Raw genomic sequence first — 23,235 nt, forward strand, 5'->3', positions numbered from 1 at the left:
CAGATTATGAGAGTGGAGGAAAATATATGTTAGAAGTAAAAGAACTAAAAAAGACTTTCGGAACGTTAACTGCAGTAGATAACGTTAGTTTTACGATTCCTGATGGTCAGATTTTAGGAATGATCGGACAGAATGGCGCAGGGAAAACAACAACTTTTCGCTTGATATTAAATTTCTTAACAGCTGATTCTGGAGAAGTATTATGGAATGGCAAACCGTTGAAAAAAACGGATTATGATATCATTGGTTATTTACCAGAAGAACGTGGGTTGTATCCTAAGGTTTCAATTGAAGATCAAATTATTTATTTTGCACAGTTACGAGGAAAATCAAAAAAGGAGATCAAACCTCAAATTGATAAATGGATGGAGAAATTCCAAGTTAAAGGAAAAAAGACAGATAAAATTAAATCCTTATCTAAAGGAAATCAACAAAAAGTGCAATTAATTGCTACATTGATTCATCAACCTAAGTTGGTTATTTTAGATGAACCGTTTAGTGGTCTGGATCCAGTTAATGCTGGATTATTAGAAATTGGAATCAAAGAACTGAAAAAACAGGGGGCTTCAGTCATCTTTTCAAGTCATAACATGAATAATGTTGAGGACATCTGTGACAAGTTGATTATGTTGAGAAATGGTCAAATGGTTTTAGATGGAACAGTCCGTGAAATTAGAGAACAATTTGGTCGAAAAAAATTATTTTTAGAAACCCCCATTTCTATTGAGGAATTGAAATTAATGCATGGCGTTGTAAAAGCAGTAGAAACTAATGACGGAGTGAAAGTTCTAGATTTAGAACAACCTGAAGATGGAAGAGCTATTTTTGAAAAAGTAACACAAGGCGGATACATTACTACTTTTAGCCAGCAGCCGCCTACGATAGAGGAAATATTTAAAATGAAAGCAGGTGAGTTCCATGAATAAATTTTGGGTAATTGTGACGGATGTCTACAAAAAAAATATTAAATCATTTGGTTTTTTAACAATGGTGCTATCACCTATCGTAATGTTGCTAATTATTGGTGGAATTATTTATTTTATTAGTCAATCGGAAAATGATATTCCTGAAATTGCTGTTTTAACATCTGATCAAGAGATCCAAACAATTTTAGCAACTCAAGAAAAGCAATTTACGATTAATTCTGAAATTACGACGAAAGAGACAGCGGAGAAAGCTATGGAGCAAGAAGAGCTAGACGGTTATCTTGAAGTTAACTCTGATAACCAACTTGTTTCGGCAAACTATGTGGATACTTCAGGGAGCGATACTTTAGATACGACTGTTTTAACAGGCTTATTGACCAGCATCCAATTAAATCGAAAAGCAACGCAATATGGATTAACACAACAAGAAGCAATGGAATTGATGAGTTCTGCAAACCTAACTACAGAAACGGTTCGTTTTGAAGATGGTGGAATCACTAACCAAGATAGTACAGCAGAGACCATTAAAATGTGGAGTTCTTATGTTGTCGGTATTGCTATTTTCATTTTTATTATGAACTATGCGAGTATTATTGGGACTGAGATTGCATCTGAAAAAGGAACAAGAATTATGGAAATTATTTTATCAAGTGTTTCTTCTACAATCCATTTCTTCGGGAAATTAGTTGGGATATTATTGGTTTGTCTGACACAAATCATTATCTATGTTGTATTAGCCTTGGTAACGTACCCTTTTATAAAAAATATGGCGTTTGTTCAAGAATTTTTTGAAGGAATCAATATGGGAGATTTATTAAGTAATTTATTAGGTACAACACTTATTTACTTTGTATTAGGGATTATTTTATATGCTGGTTTAGCAGCGTTCTTTGGTTCGTTAGTAACGAAAATTGAAGATGTCAGCAAAGCCGTTACACCTTTGGTTTTCTTGGCGCTAATTGGGTTTTATGGTGGCTTGTTTGCATTTGCCAGTCCAAATCAACTCATTGTTAAAATTGGTTCTCAAATACCATTATTCACTCCGTTTATTATGCCCTTTAGAGTAGCGAGTGAAACAGTATCCACTACTGGGATAGTCATTTCAATCATTGTGATGGTCCTATTTACTATCCTATGTACATTATTATCGCTGGTTATGTACCGTTCAAATGTTTTAGTTTATTCCGATGCCGGAATGATGAAAACGATGAAAACATCTTTTAGTATTTTAAAAAATGAACGAAAGAAACCAGAATAAAAAAAGCCACAAAAGAGAGCTAGGTTAATGCTAACCTAGCTCTCTTTTGTGACTTCTTTTATAGTTCATGCCTCGAAGATCTTGAGGCTAGAACTGATTCATCTTGCTCAGGAACGTCACTGTTCATAATGCTTTTTTCTTTATTTTCATCGTCACTCATAACAAAATGAGTAAAAGGTTCTTCAATTGATAATCGGTCTTTTGTGTCCGATTGTACGATGAATGTAACAACCTTTGTTTTCATGTTTACTTCAGTCAGCGCTTCAGTATATAAATGGTCTAGTGTTTGAATTTGTTCAGCTAAAAAACCAGCTTCTAAATTGAAACTAGGTTGTGTATGTTTTAAACGAGCTTGTACAACTTTGCCAGATAAAGTATAAACCTGTTTATTGCGTTGTTCTTTATTCAATTCTATTAAGCCAAAACCCGCTTTATCAAAAAAGCGAACAATGTCTTGCCTATTTGCAAGTGGATATTGTCTGGCCAACTCTTTGCCAGCCCAATACAAAATTTCATGTGTTTCTGCTCCTAATAAATTGGGTATTAGAACATCTCTAATCAGTTCATATCCAAATAAAGAAGTTGTTTCGTTAAATTTCTCTAAATCTACTTTTTGTTCGTTCTTTTTTCTACTCACTTGTTCATTCACCTCTTTTGTCATTCACAATTTATTATAACGTGATTTGAAACAGAAACCTATCTTTTTTAAAAAAATGCTATTTAGTTCCTTAAAAAAAGAAAAAACAAGTTATTTAAGCGATTAACTAAGTTAATTTGCCTAATCCCTTGAATTTCATTCTAAAAAAAGGGAAAATAGACAGAGTATACAAATGAAATTAAACAGAGGTTGTTAAAGATGAAAAAACAAGCGATAGGTTTTATAGATTCTGGAGTTGGCGGTTTAACAGTTGTAAAAGAAGCTATGCGACAATTACCAAATGAATCGATTTATTATGTAGGAGATACTGCACGTTGTCCTTATGGTCCAAGACCGGAAGAGCAGATTCTACAATTTACTTGGGAGATGACCCATTTTTTATTAAACAAAGATATTAAAATGCTCGTAATTGCGTGTAATACAGCAACTGCAGTAGCTTTAGAAGACTTAAAAAAGAAATTAGCTATACCAATCATTGGTGTTATTTTACCTGGAAGCCGTGCAGCAATCAAAGCAACAAAAAATAATCGCATTGGCATTATTGGGACTGAAGGAACGGTAAAAAGTGATAAATATAGGAAAATGATTCGATCAAAAGACACTTTAGCATCAGTAGAAAGTTTGGCATGTCCCAAATTCGTTCCTTTGGTTGAAAGTAATGAATATGATAGTGCTATTGCTAAAAAAATTGTTACAGAAACTTTGAAACCTATTAAAAATAAAAATGTTGACACATTAGTTTTAGGTTGTACCCATTATCCGTTATTACGTCCAATCATTCAGAATTTTATGGGTGATTCAGTGACGTTGATTGATTCAGGTGCAGAGACTATTAGTGAAGTAAGTACTATTTTGGATTACTTTAACCTTGCAGAATTAAGCAAAAATAAAGAAGTTTCTGAACGGAAATTTTACACAACTGGATCTACTCATATGTTTAATGATATTGCCTCTCAATGGTTGGGAAATGAAACATTAGATATTGAACATATTAAGTTAGGAACAGAGAAATTTTAAACAAGAGCTAAAAGCTCAACTAAAAAAAGTGAGGTTCAAGTATGCGTGCTGATGGTAGAAAAAATGATGAAAACAGATTGGTGACAATAGAAACGAATTATTTGAAACACCCCGAAGGATCGGTTTTGATCTCTTTTGGAGATACGAAAGTAATTTGCAATGCAACAATTGAAGCAAGGGTCCCGCGTTTCTTAAAAGGAATGGGAAGTGGATGGGTTCATGCTGAATACAGCATGCTGCCAAGAGCTACAAACACACGAAATATTCGTGAGGCAGCTAAAGGAAAATTAAGCGGACGTACAATGGAAATTCAACGATTGATTGCACGTTCACTACGCTCAAGCATTGACTTAGAAGCTTTAGGAGAACGTTCAATTACGGTAGACTGTGATGTGATCCAAGCGGATGGTGGAACACGTACTGCAAGCATTACAGGCGCATTCGTGGCTTTGAAATTAGCGATTCAAACTTTATTGGACAGCGGTGAATTAACAGAAAGTCCAATTAAAGAGAATGTAGCAGCCATCAGTGTAGGAATTTTAAAAGATGGAGAAGCAGTATTAGATTTAAATTACTTGGAAGATAGTTCTGCAGAAGTGGATATGAATTTAGTCATGACTTCTCGGGGACAATTTGTTGAAATCCAAGGAACAGGTGAAGAATCTACCTTCTCATCAGAACAGCTTTCGGTAATGTTAGAATTTGGTAAAAAAGGAATCAACGAATTGATTCAAGTACAAGATGAAGCTTTTCAACAAGCACTTTCTTTAAAAAATAACGGGATAAAACCGTACCCACTAATTCCAAAGGATGAAATTTTAATAGCTACAGCAAATGCTGGAAAAGCTAGAGAATTTGAAGCTTTATTTGCAAAAAAAGGGTTTAAAGTAAAAACGTTACATGATTTCTCTGAAATTCCTGAAGTTGAAGAAACGGGAACAACTTTTGAAGAAAATGCTTTACTAAAAGCAGAAACGATTGCTCGCACATTAAATATGTTAGTACTAGCAGATGATTCAGGATTGAAAGTTGATGCACTAGATGGTGCTCCAGGCGTTTTTTCTGCTCGATATGCAGGAGAATTTAAAAGCGATGCTGCGAACAATGCCAAACTATTGCATGAATTAACAGGAGTAGCTGAAGGAGACCGCACAGCACAATTTCATTGTACTCTTGCACTGGCTTTACCTGGAAAAACAAGCTTAGTTGTTGAGGGCGAAGTAGAGGGGCTGATTTTAACCATACCTAAAGGCGAGAATGGTTTTGGTTATGATCCTTTATTCTTTGTTGAAAGTAAAGGAAAAACGATGGCAGAGTTGACTCAAGATGAAAAAAATGAAATCAGTCATCGTGCACTAGCATTGGAAAATTTAGATCAAGTTTGGGATGATTGGATAAACGGTTAGTCTATTGTTACCAAAACGGAGGGAAAAACATGAAAGTACTAGTTGTAAGCGATAGTCATGGAGATCGGGAAATTTTAATAGAACTAATTGAACGATATAAGGATAAAGTAGAGCAGATCTTTCATTGTGGAGATTCTGAATTGGAAGCAACCGATTCCGTTTGGGATTCTATGTTGACTGTCAGAGGAAACATGGATTTTGATGATGAGTTTTCGATGACACAAACGGTTGAAGTACAAAACCAACGAATATTTATGGCTCATGGGCATCGCTTAGATGTAAACTATACTATGCAAGAATTAGTCTTTGCAGCAAAAGAAGAACATGCAAACTATGCATTTTTTGGACATACTCACCAAGCTAGAGTGGAACAAATAAATAATATAGTGGTTTTAAATCCTGGCAGCATTTCAGAACCTAGAGGCAGTTATCCATTTCCTACCTATGCAATTATTGAGAATGACGACTCTCAAGTCGGTGTAACGTATTACAATCGCGCTCATGAAGCCATTGAACAGTTATCTAGTAACTTTTCTAAAACGAAGAAACAGTAAGATGCTTAAAGTATCTCTTTTAGGTTGATTATTATTTTTTTCTTAATTCTATTGTTTTACTACTCTTTCAGAACAATTTCACGTAAAATAGTAGGTGGATTTAGTTATCTCAAGGAAGGAAATGAAGATAATGATAGGAAAAGAAATTGGTGAAATGTTATTAGAAAACAAAGAACATTTTTTGATTCCAGCGGATCGAGTTGCTCATGTTCAGTTAAATAACCGTTTGAACCATGCTTTATTGGTTCTTACAAAAATAGGGTATTCCGTTATCCCTGTTTTAGATTATGACTATAAAATCAGAGGATTGATTTCGATGCCGCTGATTATTGAAGCTATTACAGGCTTAGAAGATATTGACTTTGATAAATTAGGAGATATATTGGTTTCAGATGTCATGACGACTGACTTTGCTGTAATCAATGATCCTTATGATTTGGAAGAGGTACTTCATCTTTTAGTTAATAATGCCTTTATCTGTGTAGCAAGCGAGGATGGTAGTTTTACTGGTATTATAACTAGAAGTGAAATTTTAAAAGGTACCAATCGAATTGCTCATGAATTTGAAAATAAGTATGATGTTACTCGTAAAACGGAACGCTTGCATTAAAATTTAATGAACAGTAAGGAATGATCAAATGAATGCTAATGAAATTATTGAATTTATAGCGAAAAGCGAAAAGAAAACGCCTGTAAAGGTTTACTTAAAAGGTGAGTTAAAGCATTTGAACTTTCCTGAAACGATTAAAAATTTTACTACTGATGAAGTAGGTACTATTTTTGGTGAATGGAGTGTTGTTGAACCTTTTTTAGAAGCAAATAAACAATGGATTGACGACCAAGTTATTGAAAATGACCGTCGTAATTCTGCGATTCCGTTAATAGATTTGAAGAAGTTTAAAGCTAGAATTGAACCAGGAGCATTTATACGCGACCAAGTCGAAATTGGAGACTCAGCTATCATTATGATGGGAGCGATTATTAATATTGGCGCGGTTATCGGTGAAGGTACAATGATCGATATGGGCGCTGTGTTAGGTGGACGAGCAATTGTAGGGAAAAACTGTCATATTGGTGCAGGTACTGTTTTAGCAGGTGTCGTCGAACCAGCAAGTGCTCAACCTGTAATTGTAGAAGATAATGTTTTAATTGGAGCGAATGCTGTTGTATTAGAAGGTATTCGAATTGGAAAAGGTTCAGTTGTTGCTGCAGGTGCTATAGTAATCCAAGATGTTGCGCCTTATACTGTTGTAGCAGGAACTCCGGCTAGAAAAATAAAAGATATAGATGAAAAAACAAAAGGTAAAACAGGTTTAATTGATGCCTTACGCGAATTATAGAAAAAAACAATAAAATCAAAAGGGTGTGAAACAGAAAGAGAAATGACTTTCTGCTTCATCTCTTTTTTTAGAAGAGGGTAGTGAAAATGCCAAAAGAAAATCCGTTCATCCAAATGCGTAGAGAATTGCATTTAATTCCTGAAATTGGTTTAGAAGAGTATGAAACGCATCGCTATTTAATGTCCAAAATCAAAGAATTGCCACAAGAGAATCTAGATATAAAAACTTGGGAAACTGCCATTATCGTTCGAGTCAAAGGAAGTATTGGTCAAAAAACGATTGGTTGGAGGACCGATATAGACGGTTTACCAGTAGTTGAAGAAACTGATTTACCCTATCAATCGATTCACAAAGGAAGAATGCATGCGTGTGGTCATGATGTGCATATGTCAATTGCTTTAGGATTGCTGACTCATTTTAGCACACACCAAACTATTGATGATCTGGTTTTTATATTCCAACCAGCTGAAGAGAATGTAAGTGGAGCAAAAATTATTTATGATAGTGGGTTCTTAAATGATTTTATGCCAGATGAAATTTATGCACTACATGTAAAACCTGATTTACCAGTAGGGACTTTAGGAACAAAAGTAGGAACGTTATTTGCTGGAACGTGCGCGATCGATGTCGAATTTCGTGGTGTAGATGGGCATGCTGCATATCCACATGAATCCAATGACATGATAGTAGCGGCGAGTCAATTTATTAATCAAATCCAAACGATTGTCAGTCGTAGCGTTAATCCTATGGAGGGCGCAGTGATTACTTTAGGAACGATGCATGCGGGAACAGCTGGAAATATCATTAGCGGGTATGCAAGTCTTACTGGAACTATACGGACATTAACACCTGAAATGAGCGAATTAACTCAAAAAAGAGTAAAAGAAATCGTTAAAGGGATAGAACTTTCGTATAATTGTAAAATTTATTTAGATCTAGACCAAGGCGGATATTACCCTGTTATTAATAGTGAAACAGAAACACTCACATTTATTGATTATATGACAAAAAACCAAGATGTAAATTATACGAAAATTGAAACAGCGATGACTGGCGAAGACTTTGGTTATTATTTAGACAAAATTCCAGGAACAATGTTTTGGCTAGGTGTAGATAGCCCTTACGGCTTACATCATCCCAAAATGATGCCAAAAGAAGAGGCTATCCCGTTTGCAATCGAACATGTAGGAGATTTTTTAGAAAAAAAAGCTAATAGACAGTTATAGGCAAAAAAACTTCTCTTTTGAACCAGCAATGGTCAAAAGAGAAGTTTTTTATTTAACGATCAGATAAAGCATACCCATTAAAATGAACAGTGAAGCACTAATGATAACCGTAATGCTTGCATTAAAAGATGCAAGCAAACTCCCTACAATGGGTCCTAACATGGTTCCTACACCTTGGAAAGACGAGATGATTCCCCAACTAACATTTTGGTCTTCTTTAGTGATTTTTGTAGCCACAAAAGAATTCCAAGCCGGTAAAAAAAACGTATAGGCAATTGCCATTGACACTACTAGAATATAAATGACCACAATAGAAGTACTAAAAGCTGTGGAAATCAGTGTAAATCCGAACCACATAAAGCCAGCAATAAATAAAAGCCGAGGGCTAAAGTGGTCAATCAATCTGCCAACAGGCATCATAAGGAGACCTGCTGTTAAACCAGCAATGATCAGTAGAAGAGTATACTGATTGTAAGAAAGTTTTAGGTGCTGTAAGACAAAGGTTGGTAAAATAGGAATTAACATACCAAGGGAAATGCTTTGCATTAAAGTACCAGGTAATATGATGCGACTTTTTTTCAAAATTGAAAGAGTTTTTTTGAACATCTCTTTAAAGGGTTGCTTAGTATTTTCTAATGCTTGATGATCGCCTGATAAACGAAAACTAAAAAAAGCAAGTACTACGAATACTGGTAAAAGCCAATAGGAGACAGACAAATTTATATTCATTAAGTAATTCATTACGATGACACCACTGGCCATGCCTAACAACCAATAAAAATAAATCAATCCCATATTTGTTCCTCTTGATCCTGAACTAGCCTTAGCCAAAAGTACGATCCAAATGGGACATGCCCCAAAACCTAATAAAATTGAAGCAAGAATAATAACGAAACCGTTGAATTGAAATAATGGAACAACAATTAAAGAAAGAAAGATTAAAGTAAAAGAAACAGAGATGATTTTTTTGATACCAAAACGATTCATTAAAAATCCTGCTTGGAAATTTGAAAAAGCATCGCTAATATAATGTAGACTGATAGCCAATCCTACCAAAGCAAGATTAAACTGAGTACCTACTGCAGCTTGAACGGGCAAGTAACTAATAATAAAAGCAGCACGAACATATTCAACGAGCATTAATGAAATAAGTAAAAAAAAGAATTTCTTATCAATTTTTAATCTCTTTTGAGTCATGTCTTGGCTCCTTTTGGATATAAGGCTTTTCTATCAAAGTTAAGACTTTATCAACTATAAGTGCAGCTGAATTTGGATGGAAATGTGTTTCCATTTGTTTTGAGATACTTCTCGCTAAAAGAGGCTGTTTCAATAAGGATAAAACTGCTGGAGCGATTTCCTCTTCAGATTTTGTTACAATAGCCATTCCTTCTTTTTCAAAAAAGTTAGCATTATCTTTTTCTTGTCCAGGAACAGCAGGTGTTAAAACTAAAGGAATTTGGATTGCTAAAGCTTCTGAAAGAGAAATTCCTCCTGCTTTCGTTACCATAATGTCAGATTGAGTCATTAAATTAGCCATATTCGAAACATAACCAAGAATGGTTATGTTCGTATCATTTTGGTATTCATGCTTGAGTTCTTTAAAAAGTAATTGATTTGAACCGCAAACAACTGTAATATGCAGATCTTCCTTAATTTTTAATTCATCAAGAATATGAGCCAAATCTTTTAGCACACCATAGGCACCAGCAGAAATCAATAATTTTTTTATTTTATTAGAAGAAAAATCTCCATGCGAAGAATCAAGAGTATTTTGATAAAATTCTTCTTTTATTGGAATTCCTGAAATTGTGATTTTATTTCCATTGATTCCTGTATCCATTAATTCTTTTTTTAAACTGTTGCATGCAACAAAAAAATAATCGATCCCATCTGAAATCCAACGGGTATGCAAACAAAAGTCAGTTAAAACATTAATAAAAGGAATTCCGGGTTTTGTACGTTGTTTATAAATAGGTAAAGCCTGCATTGGGAAAGTATTAATAACTACATCAAAGTCATTTTCTTTCATTAATTGACTAATACGCATGTAACCATATCGATCGATCATTCTATCAATTCTAAAATCAGTTAGTCTATAATCAGATTTATAATAAAGGAAACCATAAATATTTTGACCTTTAGAAAAACTTTTGATGTACAATTTTCTAGTAACGTTAGTCAAAATAGGATGAGCTTCATAAAATAAATCTGATGTGACAATATTTGTGATACCACGTTTGTTTAATTCTGTTATTAGTGAGCGGGTCACTTCTAGGTGACCGTTTCCATAACTTCCAGTTAAAATTAGTATTTTAGGCGATACTGGTACCATAGTGAACCTCCTTTAGTTATTATAAAATGGCTATTGTATAATGTTAAGTGGATTTACAGGGATTTCAATCCCATTTTTTGTCAAGGCGGTAACATACGCTTGAGAAAAAGCGTTTTGGATTTCAAATTCATGTCCATGTAAAGCGAATATCACAATTCGTATCCCATAATGACCATTTCCTAAGTTAATTAAACCTAAATTATCTGGAGGTTCAGTAATATCTGGGTACTGTGGCACAAGAGTATCATTTACCTCAGCTATTATCGTATTTACTTTATTTATATCGGTATCCGGTGAAAGTCGAATATCAATTTGAGCACGCATATCTTCGCGTGATTTATTGCTTACAATCGTGATATAACGATTAGGTACAAAATTCATAGTACCATCAAAGCTTTTGACCTTAGTTGTTTTTAGATTTACATCAACCACTGTACCAGAAACGGTTTCTAAGTCTACGACATCGCCAACATCAATTTGCTTCTCTAATAGAAGAAAGAAGCCATTTACAATATCACTGACAAAACCTTGTGCTCCTAGAGACAACGCTAAACCGATGACTCCAGCACCTGCCAATAGCGTACCAACAGGAATACCAATAGCTGAAAGAATGGCGTAGAATAAGAAAAAGCCTACAAAAGATTGAAATAAATTTTTTGACAAGTTATAGAGTGTGTTTAAACGATTTGTTGAGATATCCTTTTTCTTACGGTAATTATCAAATGTTCGTTCAATAAAAAAGTTTCCGATTATTTTTATAAGATAAAAGAAAATAGTAAAAAAAACAATTTGAATGGCACCCGCTGTTACCATAGAAATAATTTTGGCCCAATCGATTGAAGTCCAAAATTCTGAAAAAATATTGGTTTGTTCTGTAATAGTATCCACTACGTCAACTGCGATTGAACTATCTAGCTGACTGCTACTATCCATAATACTGCTATCCATAAACTAAATACTCCTTTAAATAAACTTATTTCTGTTAAAATGCTTCTTACCTATAGTAACAAATAAAAGGATAAAATTATAGTCACATCTCTATTAAGAAAACTCTAAAATTTTTTTAAGGGCTTTTAAAATTAAAAGACGAAGAATTTTTGAAAAGTTAATTAGGAGAGAGAAAATAATAAAAGTATTCGGTTTCATATTGTTTGATGTAAAAAATAAATAGTGGTATTCTATACTTGTATAAAATATTTTATTTAAAGATGAAATATTTGTTGGTAAACTAGCTCTTTTTAATTGAAGTAGTTTGTAAAACAAATCTATTTTATCTAAAAAATAAGAAAATAGAAGGAAGTGAGGAGTTCATATGACAGGTGGAGAAATTGCAGCTCTAATAGCTGCTGTAGCATTTGCAGCATTAGTCGTGTTTTTAATTATCGTATTGTTAAAAGTTTCTAAGGTAATTGGAGAAGTCCAAAAAACGGTTAATGAAGCGAATAAAACCATAGGAGTTCTTACGAAAGATGCGGATAGTCTTCTGATTGAAGTTGAAGGATTATTAAATAAATCCAATACTACGTTAGATGATGTCAATGGAAAGTTAAATAAAACAGATCCATTGTTCAGAGCTATTGGTGATTTAGGAACGACTGTTTCAAGTTTAAATGATTCTACTCGTAACTTAACTAGCCATGTTGCAGGAGCTACAAAGAAAACAGCTCAAACAGGCATTGTAACTAAAGTCGGTAAAACGGCAGTAAATATGAATAAAAAACGCAAAGATAAAAAAGATAAATGAATAAGCACTAATCAAAGGTAAAAGTTATAGTGAATAGAGAAAAGGAGAGAAGTATATATGTCTAAAAAAGGTGGATTTCTTTTAGGAGCAATCGTAGGAGCTGCAGCTGCAGGAATTACAGCATTATTGTATGCCCCTAAATCAGGTAAAGAATTACGTGAAGACTTAAATCAACAAACGACTAATGCTAAAGGATCAGCAAAAGAATATGTTGATATCGCAAAAGAAAAAGGTAAAGAAATGAAAACTGTTGCGAAAGATGCTTCAGAAGATATTAAAATTAGCTTGAAGGAGTCAGCTTCTCAATTGAAAGAACAATTAAGTCGCGCTTCAAAAGATGTAGGTGACGGCTTAAGCGATCTTAAAGAATCTGCAACAGATGTAGCGAAAGATGCTAAATCAACAGTAGCAAATGTAACACAAGAGGCTAAAGATACTGTTACTGAAACAGCAGAAGACGTGAAAACAAAAGCAAAAGATACAACAGCAGAAGTTAAATCATCTACAAAAGATGGTGAAAAAGAAGTAGCAGATGTTTCAACTAATCTAAAATATGATAGTGAATCATTGAAAGAAGAAGTTGAAAGAAACACAATGGACTATGCTTATGATCAAGAAAAAGCTGCAGAAGGACCTGACTATTCAACTTCAAACATTAGTACAGAACAGACAAAAGAAAATGGAAAAAAAGATGAACACAAAACAACCAATACAAATGTGGGCATCTAATTCTATTAAGAAAAAGCAGTGAAGCGATAAACTTCACTGCTTTTTTTTGTTTGTATTTTTAGTAGTAGCAGTAGTAAGTTAACAAATTTGTTAGAGTGAAGTGTACGTTTTTGGAGTATGAGTGAACACTTCGCAACCGTTTTTCGTAACTACTACACAATCTTCAATGCGAACTCCTGCTATGCCAGGTACATAAATACCAGGTTCTATTGAGAAACACATACCTTCTTGAATTACAAAATCACTATCTTGCATAATAGAAGGAAACTCATGAACTGAACTTCCTAATCCATGACCCAATCGATGTGTGAAATAAGATCCATAACCTGCATCTGTAATAATATCCCGAGCAATTTTATCTAATTCTCCAGCCGTTATGCCAGGTTTTACTGCATTTAAAGCAGCGTTACAAGCTTGTAAAACAACCGCATAAATTTCTTTTGCTTTTTTTGAGGGTTCTCCAAAAGCGATAGTTCGCGTAACATCACTAGTGTATCCGTTGTATACAACACCTAAATCAAATAAAATAAACTCATTTAATTGGACGTGTCTTTTCCCAGGAATACCATGTGGGCTTGCAGCGTTATCCCCAGTCAAGACCATTGTCTCAAAACTCATTTCTTTGATACCTTCTTTTTTTAATTGGTATTCGATTTCTGCAACAATTTCTTCTTCAGATATACCTTCTTTTATTGTGTTGAAACCAATTTCTAATGCTCTGTCCGCCCATTTACCGGCTTCCATCATTTTTTTAATTTCATCAGGTGTTTTAATCAACTTCATTGCCTGTATTTTTGGTGTAATATCTAAGAAAGAAGCAGTTTGAAAAAAGGAGTGTAATTTTTCAAAGCGTCCAACTGTTAAAAAATCTTTTTCTATAGCTATCTTGCTAAGGTTGTTGTTGTGAGAACGCAAGTGTTTAGCTATCAATGCCCATGGATCTTCATTGTCTAAATAACTATAAACATTATGTGTCCAGTCACTTTTTAGAGCATCCTCTTTTTCGAGTTCGGGTGTGAAGAGAAAAGGTTCACCCTTAGCAAAAACTGCCAAAGCTAAAATACGTTCATGTGGCTCACTTTCGTATCCACTTAAATAAGCTATTGTATTCGGTTCATTAATAAACGCACCATCTATATTTTGGTTGGCTAACCAGAGTTGTAACGCATTAAGTTGTTTATTCATATTTTTATCCTCACTTTCAACTATCTGAATAGTTATAATTGTAGCACTATTGATCTTAATTTTCTTAAAAAAAGGCGGAAAATAAAAAATCAGCTAAATTTATTTAATGAAAGAAAAAATGAAATTTTCATGAAAACGAAATTGAAACGCTTGCATTCGTTCTGTAAATTTGCTAAATTGGTAGTATGTAAAAAGTAAGCGAATCTAACTACTCGAAGGAGATTGATTATGGAAAAACAAACCATCACAATTTATGATGTTGCAAGAGAAGCGAATGTTTCTATGGCAACTGTTTCACGTGTTGTAAATGGCAACCCAAATGTAAAACCAACTACTCGAAAAAAAGTATTAGAAGTTATTGATCGTCTAGACTATCGTCCAAATGCTGTTGCACGTGGATTGGCAAGTAAAAAGACAACAACTGTGGGAGTAATTATTCCCGATGTTACAAATTTATACTTTTCTTCTTTAGCTAGAGGAATTGACGACATAGCAACAATGTATAAATATAACATTATCTTAGCTAATTCTGATCAAAATGATATAAAGGAAGTCCAAGTATTAAATACACTTTTAGCTAAACAAGTGGATGGGATTATTTATATGGGCCATAAAATTTCTGATGAATTAAGAGCAGAATTTTCACGTTCGAAAACACCTGTCGTTTTGGCAGGAACAGTAGATCCTGATGAACAAATGGGAAGCGTAAATATTGATTATGTAGCTGCAACAGAACAAACAATTGCCCAATTGATTGCTAGCGGACACGAGCGTATTGCTTTTGTATCAGGATCAATAACACAAGAACCAATTAATGGGGTTTATCGCTTAAAAGGATATAAAACAGCGTTAGAGAATGCTGGTATTGCTTATGATGAAGGTTTAGTTTTTGAAACAGCCTACACATTTACGGCTGGAGAAGAAGTATACAGTAAATTAGCTGAAGCAGGTGCTACCGCAGTATTTGCTGGTGATGATGAAATTGCTGTAGGGATTATGAATGGGGCTTTAGATCATTCTGTCAAGATACCAGAAGAATTCGAAGTAGTTACTGCAAATAATTCTAAATTATCTGAAATGGTAAGACCGAAATTGAGCACGATTACTCAACCTTTATATGATATTGGTGCTGTAGCAATGCGTCTTTTAACTAAGTTGATGAACAAAGAAGATGTAGACGAAAAAACAATTATTTTACCACATCATATTGCAAATAGAGGAACAACTAAAGAAGAATAAAGAAAAGGCATCGGAAACCGATGCCTTTTCTTTATTCATTCTTTTTTTCTTCTTCTGCTTTTTTCTTCTTCTGCTTTTTTCTTCTTCTGCTTTTTTCTTAGCAGCTTCTTGTAATTTTTTTTCATTTTCTATTTTTGCTTTAGCTTTCTCTTCTTCAGCTTTTGCAGCATCAGCCTTTTTATTATCTGCTTCAGTTTTTGCTTTTTTCGCTTCTTCATTCTTTTTATCTGCTTCAGCTTTAGCTTTCTTAGCAGCTTCTTCACTTGCTGATTTGGAAGCTTTGTTCCAATAATCTCCTAATTCTTTTTCAGAAGCAGCAAGTGCAAAGTCGTAAGTGGTTGTTTTTGGAAGGAACTTTTTATTAAAGAGTTCTGTTTTTGTAGCACCAGAAACCGTCACTTCTTTTCCATCCGTTAATTTTACTTTTCCTGGCATCATTCCTGTAGAAGCTAAAACTTTGGCTTCTACAACACCATCTGGTTTCTGGAAAGCTTGATCCGTACCCAAAACAGTAGGATTAGCACTATAAATCGCATTCATCAATCGAGCCCAATGTCTTTTGTTTCTTAAACTTGGACTTTCTGAACCTGAATTAGATAAATCATTAATAGGTGTATCCACAGCATTGTCATATCCAATCCAAGAACTCAGAGTAACTTGAGGAGTGTAGCCAATAAACCAAATATCTTTTTGGCCATCTGACGTTCCTGTTTTACCTGCAATATCAGCTTGGAAGTTCAATTGGCCTTTTACGTCTTTAGCTGTGCCGGTATCCAATACGTCACGTAAAATATCAGTTGTTAGATAAGCTGTTTCAGCGCTGAATACTTCAACAGGTTTCACTTCATGCTGATAGACAACCTCTCCAGCAGCATCCTCAATTTTATCGATGACATAACCTTCAGTGTAGTTCCCTTTATTTGCCAAAGTAGAGAAGCCATCAGTTTGATCTAAGACGGTTGTTCCTTTAGATATTCCACCAATAGGAAGAGCATAATAAACTCCTTGATATTCTTCTGTCGAAATAACATCAGATCCAAGTCCCATCTTGTGCATATAAGATTCAAGCTTTTCTTCCAAGTTATAAGTGTCTTTCATTTGTTGATAGATTTTAGTTGTTACAATATTGCTTGATTGTGAAAGACCTGAGCGCACGTCAGTCCATTTATTTGGAGTAACATTTCCAACGTTGGTAATTTCGTACACACCCAAAGCTCCATTTTCCCAGCTTGGTACTTTAGCAGAGCTTTCAAAAATCATAGAAGCCGGGGTAATAATTCCTTCTTCTAATGCTGGAGCAAAAGTTAATAAAGGCTTAATTGTCGAACCAGGAGAACGAGGAGATTGATAAGCATGATTGACTTGAGTAAACTCATAATCAACCCCGCCAATGAAGGAGATAATTCGTCCAGTAGCATTATCTCTTAAAACTGCTCCATTTTGTACAGGCTCAACTAACGTCTTTGTCTCACCGGTTTCTTCATCAACGTAATCAACAACTTTTACATTTCCCAAATCACTGGTATTGCTTATGATTGGATTATTATTTTCATCATAAGAGATCTCAGGAGTTGCATACTGTGCAACGACATCATTCATAGCTTCGTAAACACCTTTGTCAATTGTTGATGAAATAGTGTAACCTTTTGTGCGCAAATTAAGATCTGCTTGATTGTAATAAGAGTCTTTTAATTCTTGATCATTAGAAACGTCTTCAGCTGAATAACCATCAACTGTGTATAATTGTTCCATTAAAATTTGTCTTGCTTGTTGTTCTACAAAGTTGTAAACATAATCAGTACTATCATTAACGTCTGATTCCTGAGGTAAGAAGTCTTGTGTTAAATCATAGGTTAAAGCAGTATCATATTCTTCTTTAGTAATGTAATTTTCACGGTACATTCTAAATAAAACTTCATCTTTGCGGCTTATACCTGCAGATAAATCTTCTTTAAGAGCACCTATTTGAGAATACGGACTATAAACAATTGGATTTTGTGGAAGACCGGCAAGAAAAGCTGCTTGCGGCAAAGTCAAATCGATAGGATTTACTCCAAATATTCCGATTGAAGCTTCATCCAAACCAGCGATGTTTTGTCCTTTATTATTTCTACCAAAAGGAGAGACATTTAGATAGTTCTCTAAAATTTCTTCTTTTGAAAAGAAGTTTTCAATACGGAAAGCTAATAAAATTTCATTTGCTTTTCGTTTAAAAGAGACCTCATTTGTTAAAATCTGCTGTTTTACCAGCTGTTGTGTGAGTGTTGATCCCCCAGAAGTTGTACTGGTGCCTGTTACTTCTTGTGCCAATGCTCGAACGACTGCTTTTGGAACCACACCAGAGTGTTTATAAAAATATTCGTCTTCGGTAGCAATAATAGCTTCTTGGACTAAAGGTGACATTTCGCTTAATGGAATTTCAGATCGTTTTAAATCTGTTTTTAAATCACTAATTTTTTCTCCAGTAGCATAATACATTGAAGAGGTTGCTGATACATTTTCAATGTCAGCTTTCATTTCTTCGTATGTGGGGATTTGTTCACCGGAAACAAGGTAGGCAAAATATCCTGCTCCAGCCCCACCTATAAGAGCACCGCCAATCAATAAAACAATGACCAACGTAATCATTAAATTTTTAATGACACTGTAGCCTACATTGAATCCAAATAGAAATTTAGCTAAAGTAAATTTTTGATCTTCTTTTTTAGCTTGATTTCTTTTGGGAGCATCCGTTAACTTTGTTTCTTTAGAAGTTGATTTTGATAAGGAAGCTGAGTGAGTTTGTCGATTAAAATATGTCTTTTTGAAAGAGATCCATTGTTTCTTTATGAATTGCACCAAATTTAGTATAAATGCTTTAATTTTCTCTAAAAATGATGATTCATTAGTATTTTGTGGACTACTCAAATTTAGTTCACCTCGTAAAATTATATTTTCGTTCTCTAATTACTTGGCTTATTATAACAAAAAGAAAGGAGAAAGAGCAATTTTTGAAAAAATATTGTAGAAATTTAATCAATTCTAAAAAAAGTATGTTTTAAAAGCGAAAAAAGAGTGAATAACAGATTGAAGTAAGAGTAAGATGATTTTTCGATGAATGAAATCTAATTTAGATGTTGACTTTTCTCATTGTATTTTTTATACTTGTAAAAACAAATCTAACTATTGTGAGGGATTAGTATGCACAATCATTTAATCATCCAAACACAATTGAATATCTATTACTTTAGCTATTTTAGAAGCTGTTTGTAGACATAATTCGTTATGGGTGCAAACAGGAAACAGAAATGTTTGTATCTATGATGGCTAAGGCAATTTGATTTGCTAAGTATTTGCCACGTAGAGTTTATCTAAGTGGTGGATTAAATAACTTACCGTTTATTTTTACATAAAATAAGCACCCACTTGGATAAGGCTATCTCTAAGTGGGTGTTTTTTGTTTTATGTAATCATAGAGCTTTAAAAAATAAGGGGGATATAAAGATGGGAACAGTTGGAATGAAGAAAAAGATGATTTTAGGCTTAGCAACGGTTACTGCAGGTTTAGCATTAGGCGCATGTGGAAATACAAGTGACAGTGCAGGTTCTGAAATGATAAATGTAGGGATTTTGCAGTATATGGAACATGATTCTTTAACGCAAGCAAGAAAAGGATTTGTCAGTGAGTTAGAAGAAGCAGGATACGTCGAAGGAGAAAATTTGACGTTAAACTATCAGAATGCTCAAGGAGACCAAGCAAATTTACAAAGTATGAGTGAAAGCTTAGTTGGAGACAATGAAGTTATCTTATCTATCGCAACACCTGCTGCACAGTCACTTGCAACGATTACCCAAGAAGACCCGATTTTATTCACTGCAGTTACAGATCCGGTAGATGCGGGATTAGTTGCTGATAATGAAGCACCAGGCGGAAACGTAACCGGAACAAGCGATATGGTTCCAATTGAAGAACAAATTTCGTTACTGTTGTCATTAGCACAAGATGCTGAGACAATCGGAATTATCTACAATTCCAGCGAAGCAAATTCAAAAATCCAATCTGATCTGGCACAAGAGGCACTTGAGGCAGAAGGAATAGAAGTGAAAGTATTGACAGTTACAACTACAAATGATGTACAACAAGTTATGACAACGTTGGCTCAAGAAGTTGATGCTGTATATATTCCAACGGATAACACACTAGCCAGTACAATGCCAACAGTTGGTGAAATTGCTTTAGAGTATAAATTACCTGTTATTCCAGGATCTGCGGAAATGGTAGAAGCTGGAGGATTAGCAACTTATGGAATCAATTATGAAGAACTTGGACGTCAAACAGCAAAAATGTCTCTTCAAATTATTGAAGACGGTGCTGATCCAGCAGAAATGGCAGTGGAAACATCTACAAATTTGGAATTGGTTATTAATGAAGAAGTGGCAAAATCATTAGGTATTGATCCTGAAAGTATCGTACTACCTGATTAAAAGGTAAAATATAGAGGAGCATGAGCATGGACATTATATTATCAAGTATTTCGCAAGGAATTTTATGGTCGATTATGGCGATTGGGGTTTATCTTACATTTAGAATTTTAGACATTGCGGACTTAACTGCAGAGGGAAGTTTTCCCTTGGGTGCTGCAATTTGTTCAGTATCCATTGTTTCAGGAATTACACCGTTGTTAGCTAGTCTGTTGGCATTGATAGGGGGAATGCTGGCAGGAATCGTATCGGGTTTACTGCATACGAAACTTAAAATTCCTGCGTTACTGACCGGAATTTTAACGATGACTGCTTTATACTCTATTAATTTAAGAATATTAGGCAAAGCGAATGTTACCTTGTTAGGCCAAGATACATTGATGCGCACGCTACAATCATTTGGCTTAGAAAATCGAATGGCCGTTTTAGTCGTTGGTGGAGTGGCGATTGTTTTAGTTATTTTAGTTCTGTATTTATTTTTCAGTACTGAAATAGGATTGGCATTGCGTTCTACTGGAGATAATGAGGCTATGAGTGAAGCAAACGGGATTCATACAGATACGATGAAAATTGTAGGGTACATGTTATGTAACGGATTGATTGCTCTATCAGGTGCTTTGATTGCCCAAAACAACGGCTATGCAGATATCAGCATGGGAATTGGGACGATTGTCATTGGATTAGCATCTATTATCATCGGTGAAGTGATTTTCCACCGGTTGTCTTTTGCCAAACGATTGATCACTATTGTGATTGGTGCAGTTGTTTATCGCCTAATTATTGATTTCGTATTGCAATTAGGAGTACAACCGCAAGACATCAAATTGTTCTCAGCTGTTGTATTAACAATTGCTCTTTCTACCCCTTTGTTGAAAAAGAAATCAAGAAGGACTAAAAGAGTTGGTAAGAGGGGAGCAGAATTAGTATGACTGCAATTTTAGAATTAAGAAATATTCATAAAAGTTTTGAAGTGGGAACGGTCAATGAGAACCATGTATTAAAAGGAATAGATTTGACCATCGAGAAAGAAGAATTTGTTACGATTATTGGAGGAAATGGTGCTGGAAAGTCAACATTATTAAATAGTGTAGCTGGAACTTATGTAGTAGATGAAGGTGCTGTTTTATTGAACGGAAAAGATGCTACCAACAAAAAAACCAATGGAAGAGCAAAAAATATTGGGCGAGTTTTTCAAGACACAAAGATGGGAACAGCAACACGACTCACGATTGAAGAAAATTTAGCGGTAGCTTTTAAAAGAGGAAAAAAAAGAGGCTTAACACTTGGCGTAAAAGATAAGCAACGTGAAATTTTCAAGGAGCAATTAAAATTTTTAGAATTAGGATTAGAAGACAGGTTGAAAATGGAAGTCGGATTATTATCTGGTGGACAAAGACAAGCTTTGACATTGCTGATGGCGACAATTGTTCCCCCTAAATTACTTTTATTGGATGAACATACGGCAGCACTTGACCCTAAGACTAGTAAAATGGTGTTGAACTTAACGGATAAAATCGTTCATGAAAAAAAATTGACTGCGATGATGATCACTCATAATATGGAAGATGCGATTGCTCATGGAACAAGATTGATCATGCTTCATAATGGGAAGATAGTAGTAGATGTTTCGGGAGAAGAAAAGAGTCGTTTAACTGTACCAGATTTATTGGCGCTGTTTCAAAAGAACAGTGGCGACACAGTTACAGAAGATGCATTAATACTAGGGTAGCAAAAAAGAACGGAAACTATTTAGTTTCCGTTCTTTTTTAGTTTGTTATACTGATGCTGGAAGTCTTTCTCCAATTATAGCTAAGCGTTCAGCAACCTCTTCTTGACTTAAACTGTTGCGTTTTACATACAAGTTTGCAGGTGCAACACGACATTCGTGGCAGCAACCACGCAGATATTTATGTTCATTCTCTACTGAAGATAAAATTTGACGGTTACAAGCTGGATTTGCACAGTTCACGTAACGTTCACATGGAGTACCATCAAACCAGTCACGACCAACAACTACATGTTCTTTTTGGTTAACGGGGACACTGATGCGTTCATCAAATACATACATTTGACCATCCCACAAATCACCTTGAACTTCTGGATCTTTTCCATAAGTAGCAATTCCTCCATGTAATTGACCAACATCTTTAAAGCCTTCTTTAACTAACCAACCAGAGAATTTTTCACAACGAATTCCACCAGTACAGTATGTTACTACCCTTTTATCCATGAATTGTTCTTTATTATCTCGGATCCATTGAGGAAGTTCTCTAAATGTTCTGATTTCTGGACGAACGGCTCCTCTAAAATGCCCCAAATCGTACTCATAATCATTACGAGCATCGATGACGATAGTATTTTCATCAAGAATAGCTTCGCGGAATTCTTCAGGGTCTAGGTATTCGCCTGTTACTTCATTAGGATCGATGTCATCTTCTAAGTTTAGAGATACTAATTCAGGGCGTAGACGTACAAACATTTTTTTGAAAGGAGCACGTTCTTCTTCATCTACCTTAAAAACTAGGTCTGAAAAACGAGAATCAGAATGCATTTCATCAATGTATTGTTGTGTTTGATCATAAGTACCTGCAATAGTACCGTTTATACCTTCTTCAGCAATTAGAATTCTTCCTTTTAAACCAACTTCTTTACAAAATGCTAAATGTTTTGTGGTATATTCTTCTGGATTTTTGATATGAACATATTTATAGTAAAGTAAAACACGGTAATCTTTAGACATAGTAAATCCTCCTAATTCGATTCATAACACTAGGTAGACGGACTACCTGAAAGTTAATCTATACTAACAATACATTATACACTAATAAAATAATAGAAATCAATACCTCAAAAAAACAATAAGTTTTGTTATCGATTCCTTTCCCAAAAAATATCTTCGCATATAGCAAGATAAGGTTTCGTTTGATCATGCCCATTAGATAAGAGTTGAGTATGGAATAAGATGAGTATGCAAAGATGCAATGTGATACGATAAGTGGGTGGTTGAAATGAAGCATACGGTCCTTAACCAAGCAATGCGTACCATAAGTGGGTGGCTGCAATGAAGCATATGGTCCTTAACCAAGCAATGCGTACCATAAGCGGGTGGCTGCAATGAAGCATATGGTCCTTAACCAAGCGATGCGTACCATAAGCGGGT

At 34.7% G+C, this 23,235-nt stretch carries 21 protein-coding genes; 14 read left to right on the forward strand and 7 right to left on the reverse strand.

Going from position 1 to position 23,235, the window contains the following annotated elements; genetic code table 11:
- The first annotated feature begins 26 nt into the window (after positions 1-26).
- Together BLT48_RS11960 and BLT48_RS11965 are read left to right on the forward strand one after the other, a co-directional pair.
- On the forward strand, positions 27-926 hold the full coding sequence (locus BLT48_RS11960; RefSeq protein WP_089978233.1) for an ABC transporter ATP-binding protein: 900 nt from the start codon (positions 27-29) through the stop codon (positions 924-926).
- Positions 919-2,184: an ABC transporter permease gene (locus tag BLT48_RS11965; RefSeq protein ID WP_089978236.1), complete on the forward strand. Its 1,266-nt coding sequence runs from the start codon at positions 919-921 to the stop codon at positions 2,182-2,184. Before BLT48_RS11960 ends, BLT48_RS11965 begins: the two co-directional genes overlap by 8 nt.
- 58 nt (positions 2,185-2,242) lie before the next feature.
- Here the strand turns inward: BLT48_RS11965 and BLT48_RS11970 are convergent, their stop codons facing one another.
- Positions 2,243-2,821, reverse strand: coding sequence for a YslB family protein (locus BLT48_RS11970; RefSeq protein WP_226776706.1), 579 nt, complete (start codon positions 2,819-2,821; stop codon positions 2,243-2,245).
- Positions 2,822-3,040: 219 nt separating this feature from the next.
- Here BLT48_RS11970 and racE point away from each other — a divergent pair, with 219 nt between their 5' ends.
- The 6 genes from racE to BLT48_RS12000 all read left to right on the forward strand — a co-directional run bounded on the left by racE (position 3,041) and on the right by BLT48_RS12000 (position 8,385).
- Positions 3,041-3,859 (forward strand): glutamate racemase, encoded by an 819-nt coding sequence (racE, locus tag BLT48_RS11975; RefSeq protein ID WP_035021745.1) that lies wholly within the window; start codon positions 3,041-3,043, stop codon positions 3,857-3,859.
- Positions 3,860-3,900: 41 nt separating this feature from the next.
- Entirely contained in the window at positions 3,901-5,265 is a 1,365-nt protein-coding gene (gene rph / locus BLT48_RS11980; protein ID WP_035021747.1) for a ribonuclease PH, read from the forward strand.
- 29 nt (positions 5,266-5,294) lie between these two features.
- On the forward strand, positions 5,295-5,819 hold the full coding sequence (locus BLT48_RS11985; RefSeq protein WP_035021749.1) for a metallophosphoesterase: 525 nt from the start codon (positions 5,295-5,297) through the stop codon (positions 5,817-5,819).
- Positions 5,820-5,949: 130 nt separating this feature from the next.
- Entirely contained in the window at positions 5,950-6,429 is a 480-nt protein-coding gene (gene cbpB, locus BLT48_RS11990) for a cyclic-di-AMP-binding protein CbpB (RefSeq protein ID WP_035021751.1), read from the forward strand.
- 28 nt (positions 6,430-6,457) lie between these two features.
- Positions 6,458-7,159, forward strand: coding sequence for a 2,3,4,5-tetrahydropyridine-2,6-dicarboxylate N-acetyltransferase (gene dapD / locus BLT48_RS11995; RefSeq protein ID WP_035021756.1), 702 nt, complete (start codon positions 6,458-6,460; stop codon positions 7,157-7,159).
- A gap of 86 nt (positions 7,160-7,245) precedes the next feature.
- Positions 7,246-8,385: an N-acetyldiaminopimelate deacetylase gene (locus BLT48_RS12000; RefSeq protein WP_089978242.1), complete on the forward strand. Its 1,140-nt coding sequence runs from the start codon at positions 7,246-7,248 to the stop codon at positions 8,383-8,385.
- A 48-nt stretch (positions 8,386-8,433) separates the two neighbouring features.
- On the opposite strand, the gene BLT48_RS12005 is transcribed toward BLT48_RS12000, so the two are convergent.
- From BLT48_RS12005 to BLT48_RS12015, 3 genes are read right to left on the reverse strand one after another with little or no spacing between them, the layout of a single operon-like run.
- Entirely contained in the window at positions 8,434-9,582 is a 1,149-nt protein-coding gene (locus tag BLT48_RS12005; RefSeq protein ID WP_244885826.1) for an MFS transporter, read from the reverse strand.
- Positions 9,557-10,717, reverse strand: a complete 1,161-nt coding sequence (locus tag BLT48_RS12010) for an MGDG synthase family glycosyltransferase (protein ID WP_089978245.1) — start codon at positions 10,715-10,717, stop codon at positions 9,557-9,559. Before BLT48_RS12010 ends, BLT48_RS12005 begins: the two co-directional genes overlap by 26 nt.
- Positions 10,718-10,747: 30 nt before the next feature.
- Complete coding sequence (locus BLT48_RS12015; RefSeq protein WP_226776705.1) at positions 10,748-11,665, reverse strand: mechanosensitive ion channel family protein; 918 nt, start codon at positions 11,663-11,665, stop codon at positions 10,748-10,750.
- A gap of 364 nt (positions 11,666-12,029) precedes the next feature.
- Here BLT48_RS12015 and BLT48_RS12020 point away from each other — a divergent pair, with 364 nt between their 5' ends.
- Together BLT48_RS12020 and BLT48_RS12025 are read left to right on the forward strand one after the other, a co-directional pair.
- Positions 12,030-12,461, forward strand: coding sequence for a DUF948 domain-containing protein (locus BLT48_RS12020; RefSeq protein WP_035021761.1), 432 nt, complete (start codon positions 12,030-12,032; stop codon positions 12,459-12,461).
- A 57-nt stretch (positions 12,462-12,518) separates the two neighbouring features.
- Positions 12,519-13,190, forward strand: a complete 672-nt coding sequence (locus BLT48_RS12025; RefSeq protein ID WP_089978248.1) for a YtxH domain-containing protein — start codon at positions 12,519-12,521, stop codon at positions 13,188-13,190.
- 90 nt (positions 13,191-13,280) lie between these two features.
- Here the strand turns inward: BLT48_RS12025 and BLT48_RS12030 are convergent, their stop codons facing one another.
- Positions 13,281-14,375, reverse strand: a complete 1,095-nt coding sequence (locus BLT48_RS12030) for a M24 family metallopeptidase (RefSeq protein ID WP_035021766.1) — start codon at positions 14,373-14,375, stop codon at positions 13,281-13,283.
- A 228-nt stretch (positions 14,376-14,603) separates the two neighbouring features.
- On the opposite strand from BLT48_RS12030, the gene ccpA reads away from it, so the two are divergent.
- Positions 14,604-15,614, forward strand: coding sequence for a catabolite control protein A (gene ccpA / locus BLT48_RS12035; RefSeq protein ID WP_035021769.1), 1,011 nt, complete (start codon positions 14,604-14,606; stop codon positions 15,612-15,614).
- Here ccpA and BLT48_RS12040 read toward each other — a convergent pair.
- Complete coding sequence (locus BLT48_RS12040) at positions 15,570-18,521, reverse strand: transglycosylase domain-containing protein (RefSeq protein ID WP_244885827.1); 2,952 nt, start codon at positions 18,519-18,521, stop codon at positions 15,570-15,572. The two genes, ccpA and BLT48_RS12040, sit on opposite strands and share 45 nt — an antisense overlap.
- Positions 18,522-19,097: 576 nt before the next feature.
- Here BLT48_RS12040 and BLT48_RS12045 point away from each other — a divergent pair.
- Genes BLT48_RS12045 through BLT48_RS12055 form a run of 3 tightly spaced genes read left to right on the forward strand, consistent with a single transcriptional unit; the run spans position 19,098 to position 21,804 of the window.
- On the forward strand, positions 19,098-20,078 hold the full coding sequence (locus tag BLT48_RS12045) for an ABC transporter substrate-binding protein (protein WP_089978251.1): 981 nt from the start codon (positions 19,098-19,100) through the stop codon (positions 20,076-20,078).
- 26 nt (positions 20,079-20,104) lie between these two features.
- Positions 20,105-21,004, forward strand: a complete 900-nt coding sequence (locus BLT48_RS12050) for an ABC transporter permease (RefSeq protein WP_089978253.1) — start codon at positions 20,105-20,107, stop codon at positions 21,002-21,004.
- A complete protein-coding gene (locus BLT48_RS12055) occupies positions 21,001-21,804 on the forward strand; it encodes an ABC transporter ATP-binding protein (protein WP_035021778.1) in 804 nt (267 codons plus the stop codon). The genes BLT48_RS12050 and BLT48_RS12055 overlap by 4 nt, the downstream gene beginning before the upstream one ends.
- Positions 21,805-21,849: 45 nt before the next feature.
- Here BLT48_RS12055 and trhO read toward each other — a convergent pair whose 3' ends face one another.
- Positions 21,850-22,815: an oxygen-dependent tRNA uridine(34) hydroxylase TrhO gene (gene trhO / locus BLT48_RS12060; RefSeq protein ID WP_035021780.1), complete on the reverse strand. Its 966-nt coding sequence runs from the start codon at positions 22,813-22,815 to the stop codon at positions 21,850-21,852.
- Positions 22,816-23,235 lie beyond the last annotated feature (420 nt).

It is taken from the genome of Carnobacterium viridans (assembly GCF_900102725.1).
In the GTDB taxonomy this organism is placed as follows: Bacteria; Bacillota; Bacilli; order Lactobacillales; family Carnobacteriaceae; genus Carnobacterium_B; species Carnobacterium_B viridans.

Coding starts and splice junctions, on each gene's coding strand:
- BLT48_RS12015 (WP_226776705.1), bottom strand. CDS start 11,665: ATGGATAGCAGTATTATGGATAGTAGCAGTCAGCTAGATAGTTCAATC.
- BLT48_RS12000 (WP_089978242.1), top strand. CDS start 7,246: ATGCCAAAAGAAAATCCGTTCATCCAAATGCGTAGAGAATTGCATTTA.
- BLT48_RS12055 (WP_035021778.1), top strand. CDS start 21,001: ATGACTGCAATTTTAGAATTAAGAAATATTCATAAAAGTTTTGAAGTG.
- BLT48_RS12010 (WP_089978245.1), bottom strand. CDS start 10,717: ATGGTACCAGTATCGCCTAAAATACTAATTTTAACTGGAAGTTATGGA.
- racE (WP_035021745.1), top strand. CDS start 3,041: ATGAAAAAACAAGCGATAGGTTTTATAGATTCTGGAGTTGGCGGTTTA.
- rph (WP_035021747.1), top strand. CDS start 3,901: ATGCGTGCTGATGGTAGAAAAAATGATGAAAACAGATTGGTGACAATA.
- BLT48_RS12030 (WP_035021766.1), bottom strand. CDS start 14,375: ATGAATAAACAACTTAATGCGTTACAACTCTGGTTAGCCAACCAAAAT.
- trhO (WP_035021780.1), bottom strand. CDS start 22,815: ATGTCTAAAGATTACCGTGTTTTACTTTACTATAAATATGTTCATATC.
- BLT48_RS11985 (WP_035021749.1), top strand. CDS start 5,295: ATGAAAGTACTAGTTGTAAGCGATAGTCATGGAGATCGGGAAATTTTA.
- BLT48_RS12025 (WP_089978248.1), top strand. CDS start 12,519: ATGTCTAAAAAAGGTGGATTTCTTTTAGGAGCAATCGTAGGAGCTGCA.
- BLT48_RS11965 (WP_089978236.1), top strand. CDS start 919: ATGAATAAATTTTGGGTAATTGTGACGGATGTCTACAAAAAAAATATT.
- ccpA (WP_035021769.1), top strand. CDS start 14,604: ATGGAAAAACAAACCATCACAATTTATGATGTTGCAAGAGAAGCGAAT.
- BLT48_RS12005 (WP_244885826.1), bottom strand. CDS start 9,582: ATGACTCAAAAGAGATTAAAAATTGATAAGAAATTCTTTTTTTTACTT.
- BLT48_RS12050 (WP_089978253.1), top strand. CDS start 20,105: ATGGACATTATATTATCAAGTATTTCGCAAGGAATTTTATGGTCGATT.
- BLT48_RS12020 (WP_035021761.1), top strand. CDS start 12,030: ATGACAGGTGGAGAAATTGCAGCTCTAATAGCTGCTGTAGCATTTGCA.
- BLT48_RS12045 (WP_089978251.1), top strand. CDS start 19,098: ATGGGAACAGTTGGAATGAAGAAAAAGATGATTTTAGGCTTAGCAACG.
- BLT48_RS11960 (WP_089978233.1), top strand. CDS start 27: ATGTTAGAAGTAAAAGAACTAAAAAAGACTTTCGGAACGTTAACTGCA.
- dapD (WP_035021756.1), top strand. CDS start 6,458: ATGAATGCTAATGAAATTATTGAATTTATAGCGAAAAGCGAAAAGAAA.
- cbpB (WP_035021751.1), top strand. CDS start 5,950: ATGATAGGAAAAGAAATTGGTGAAATGTTATTAGAAAACAAAGAACAT.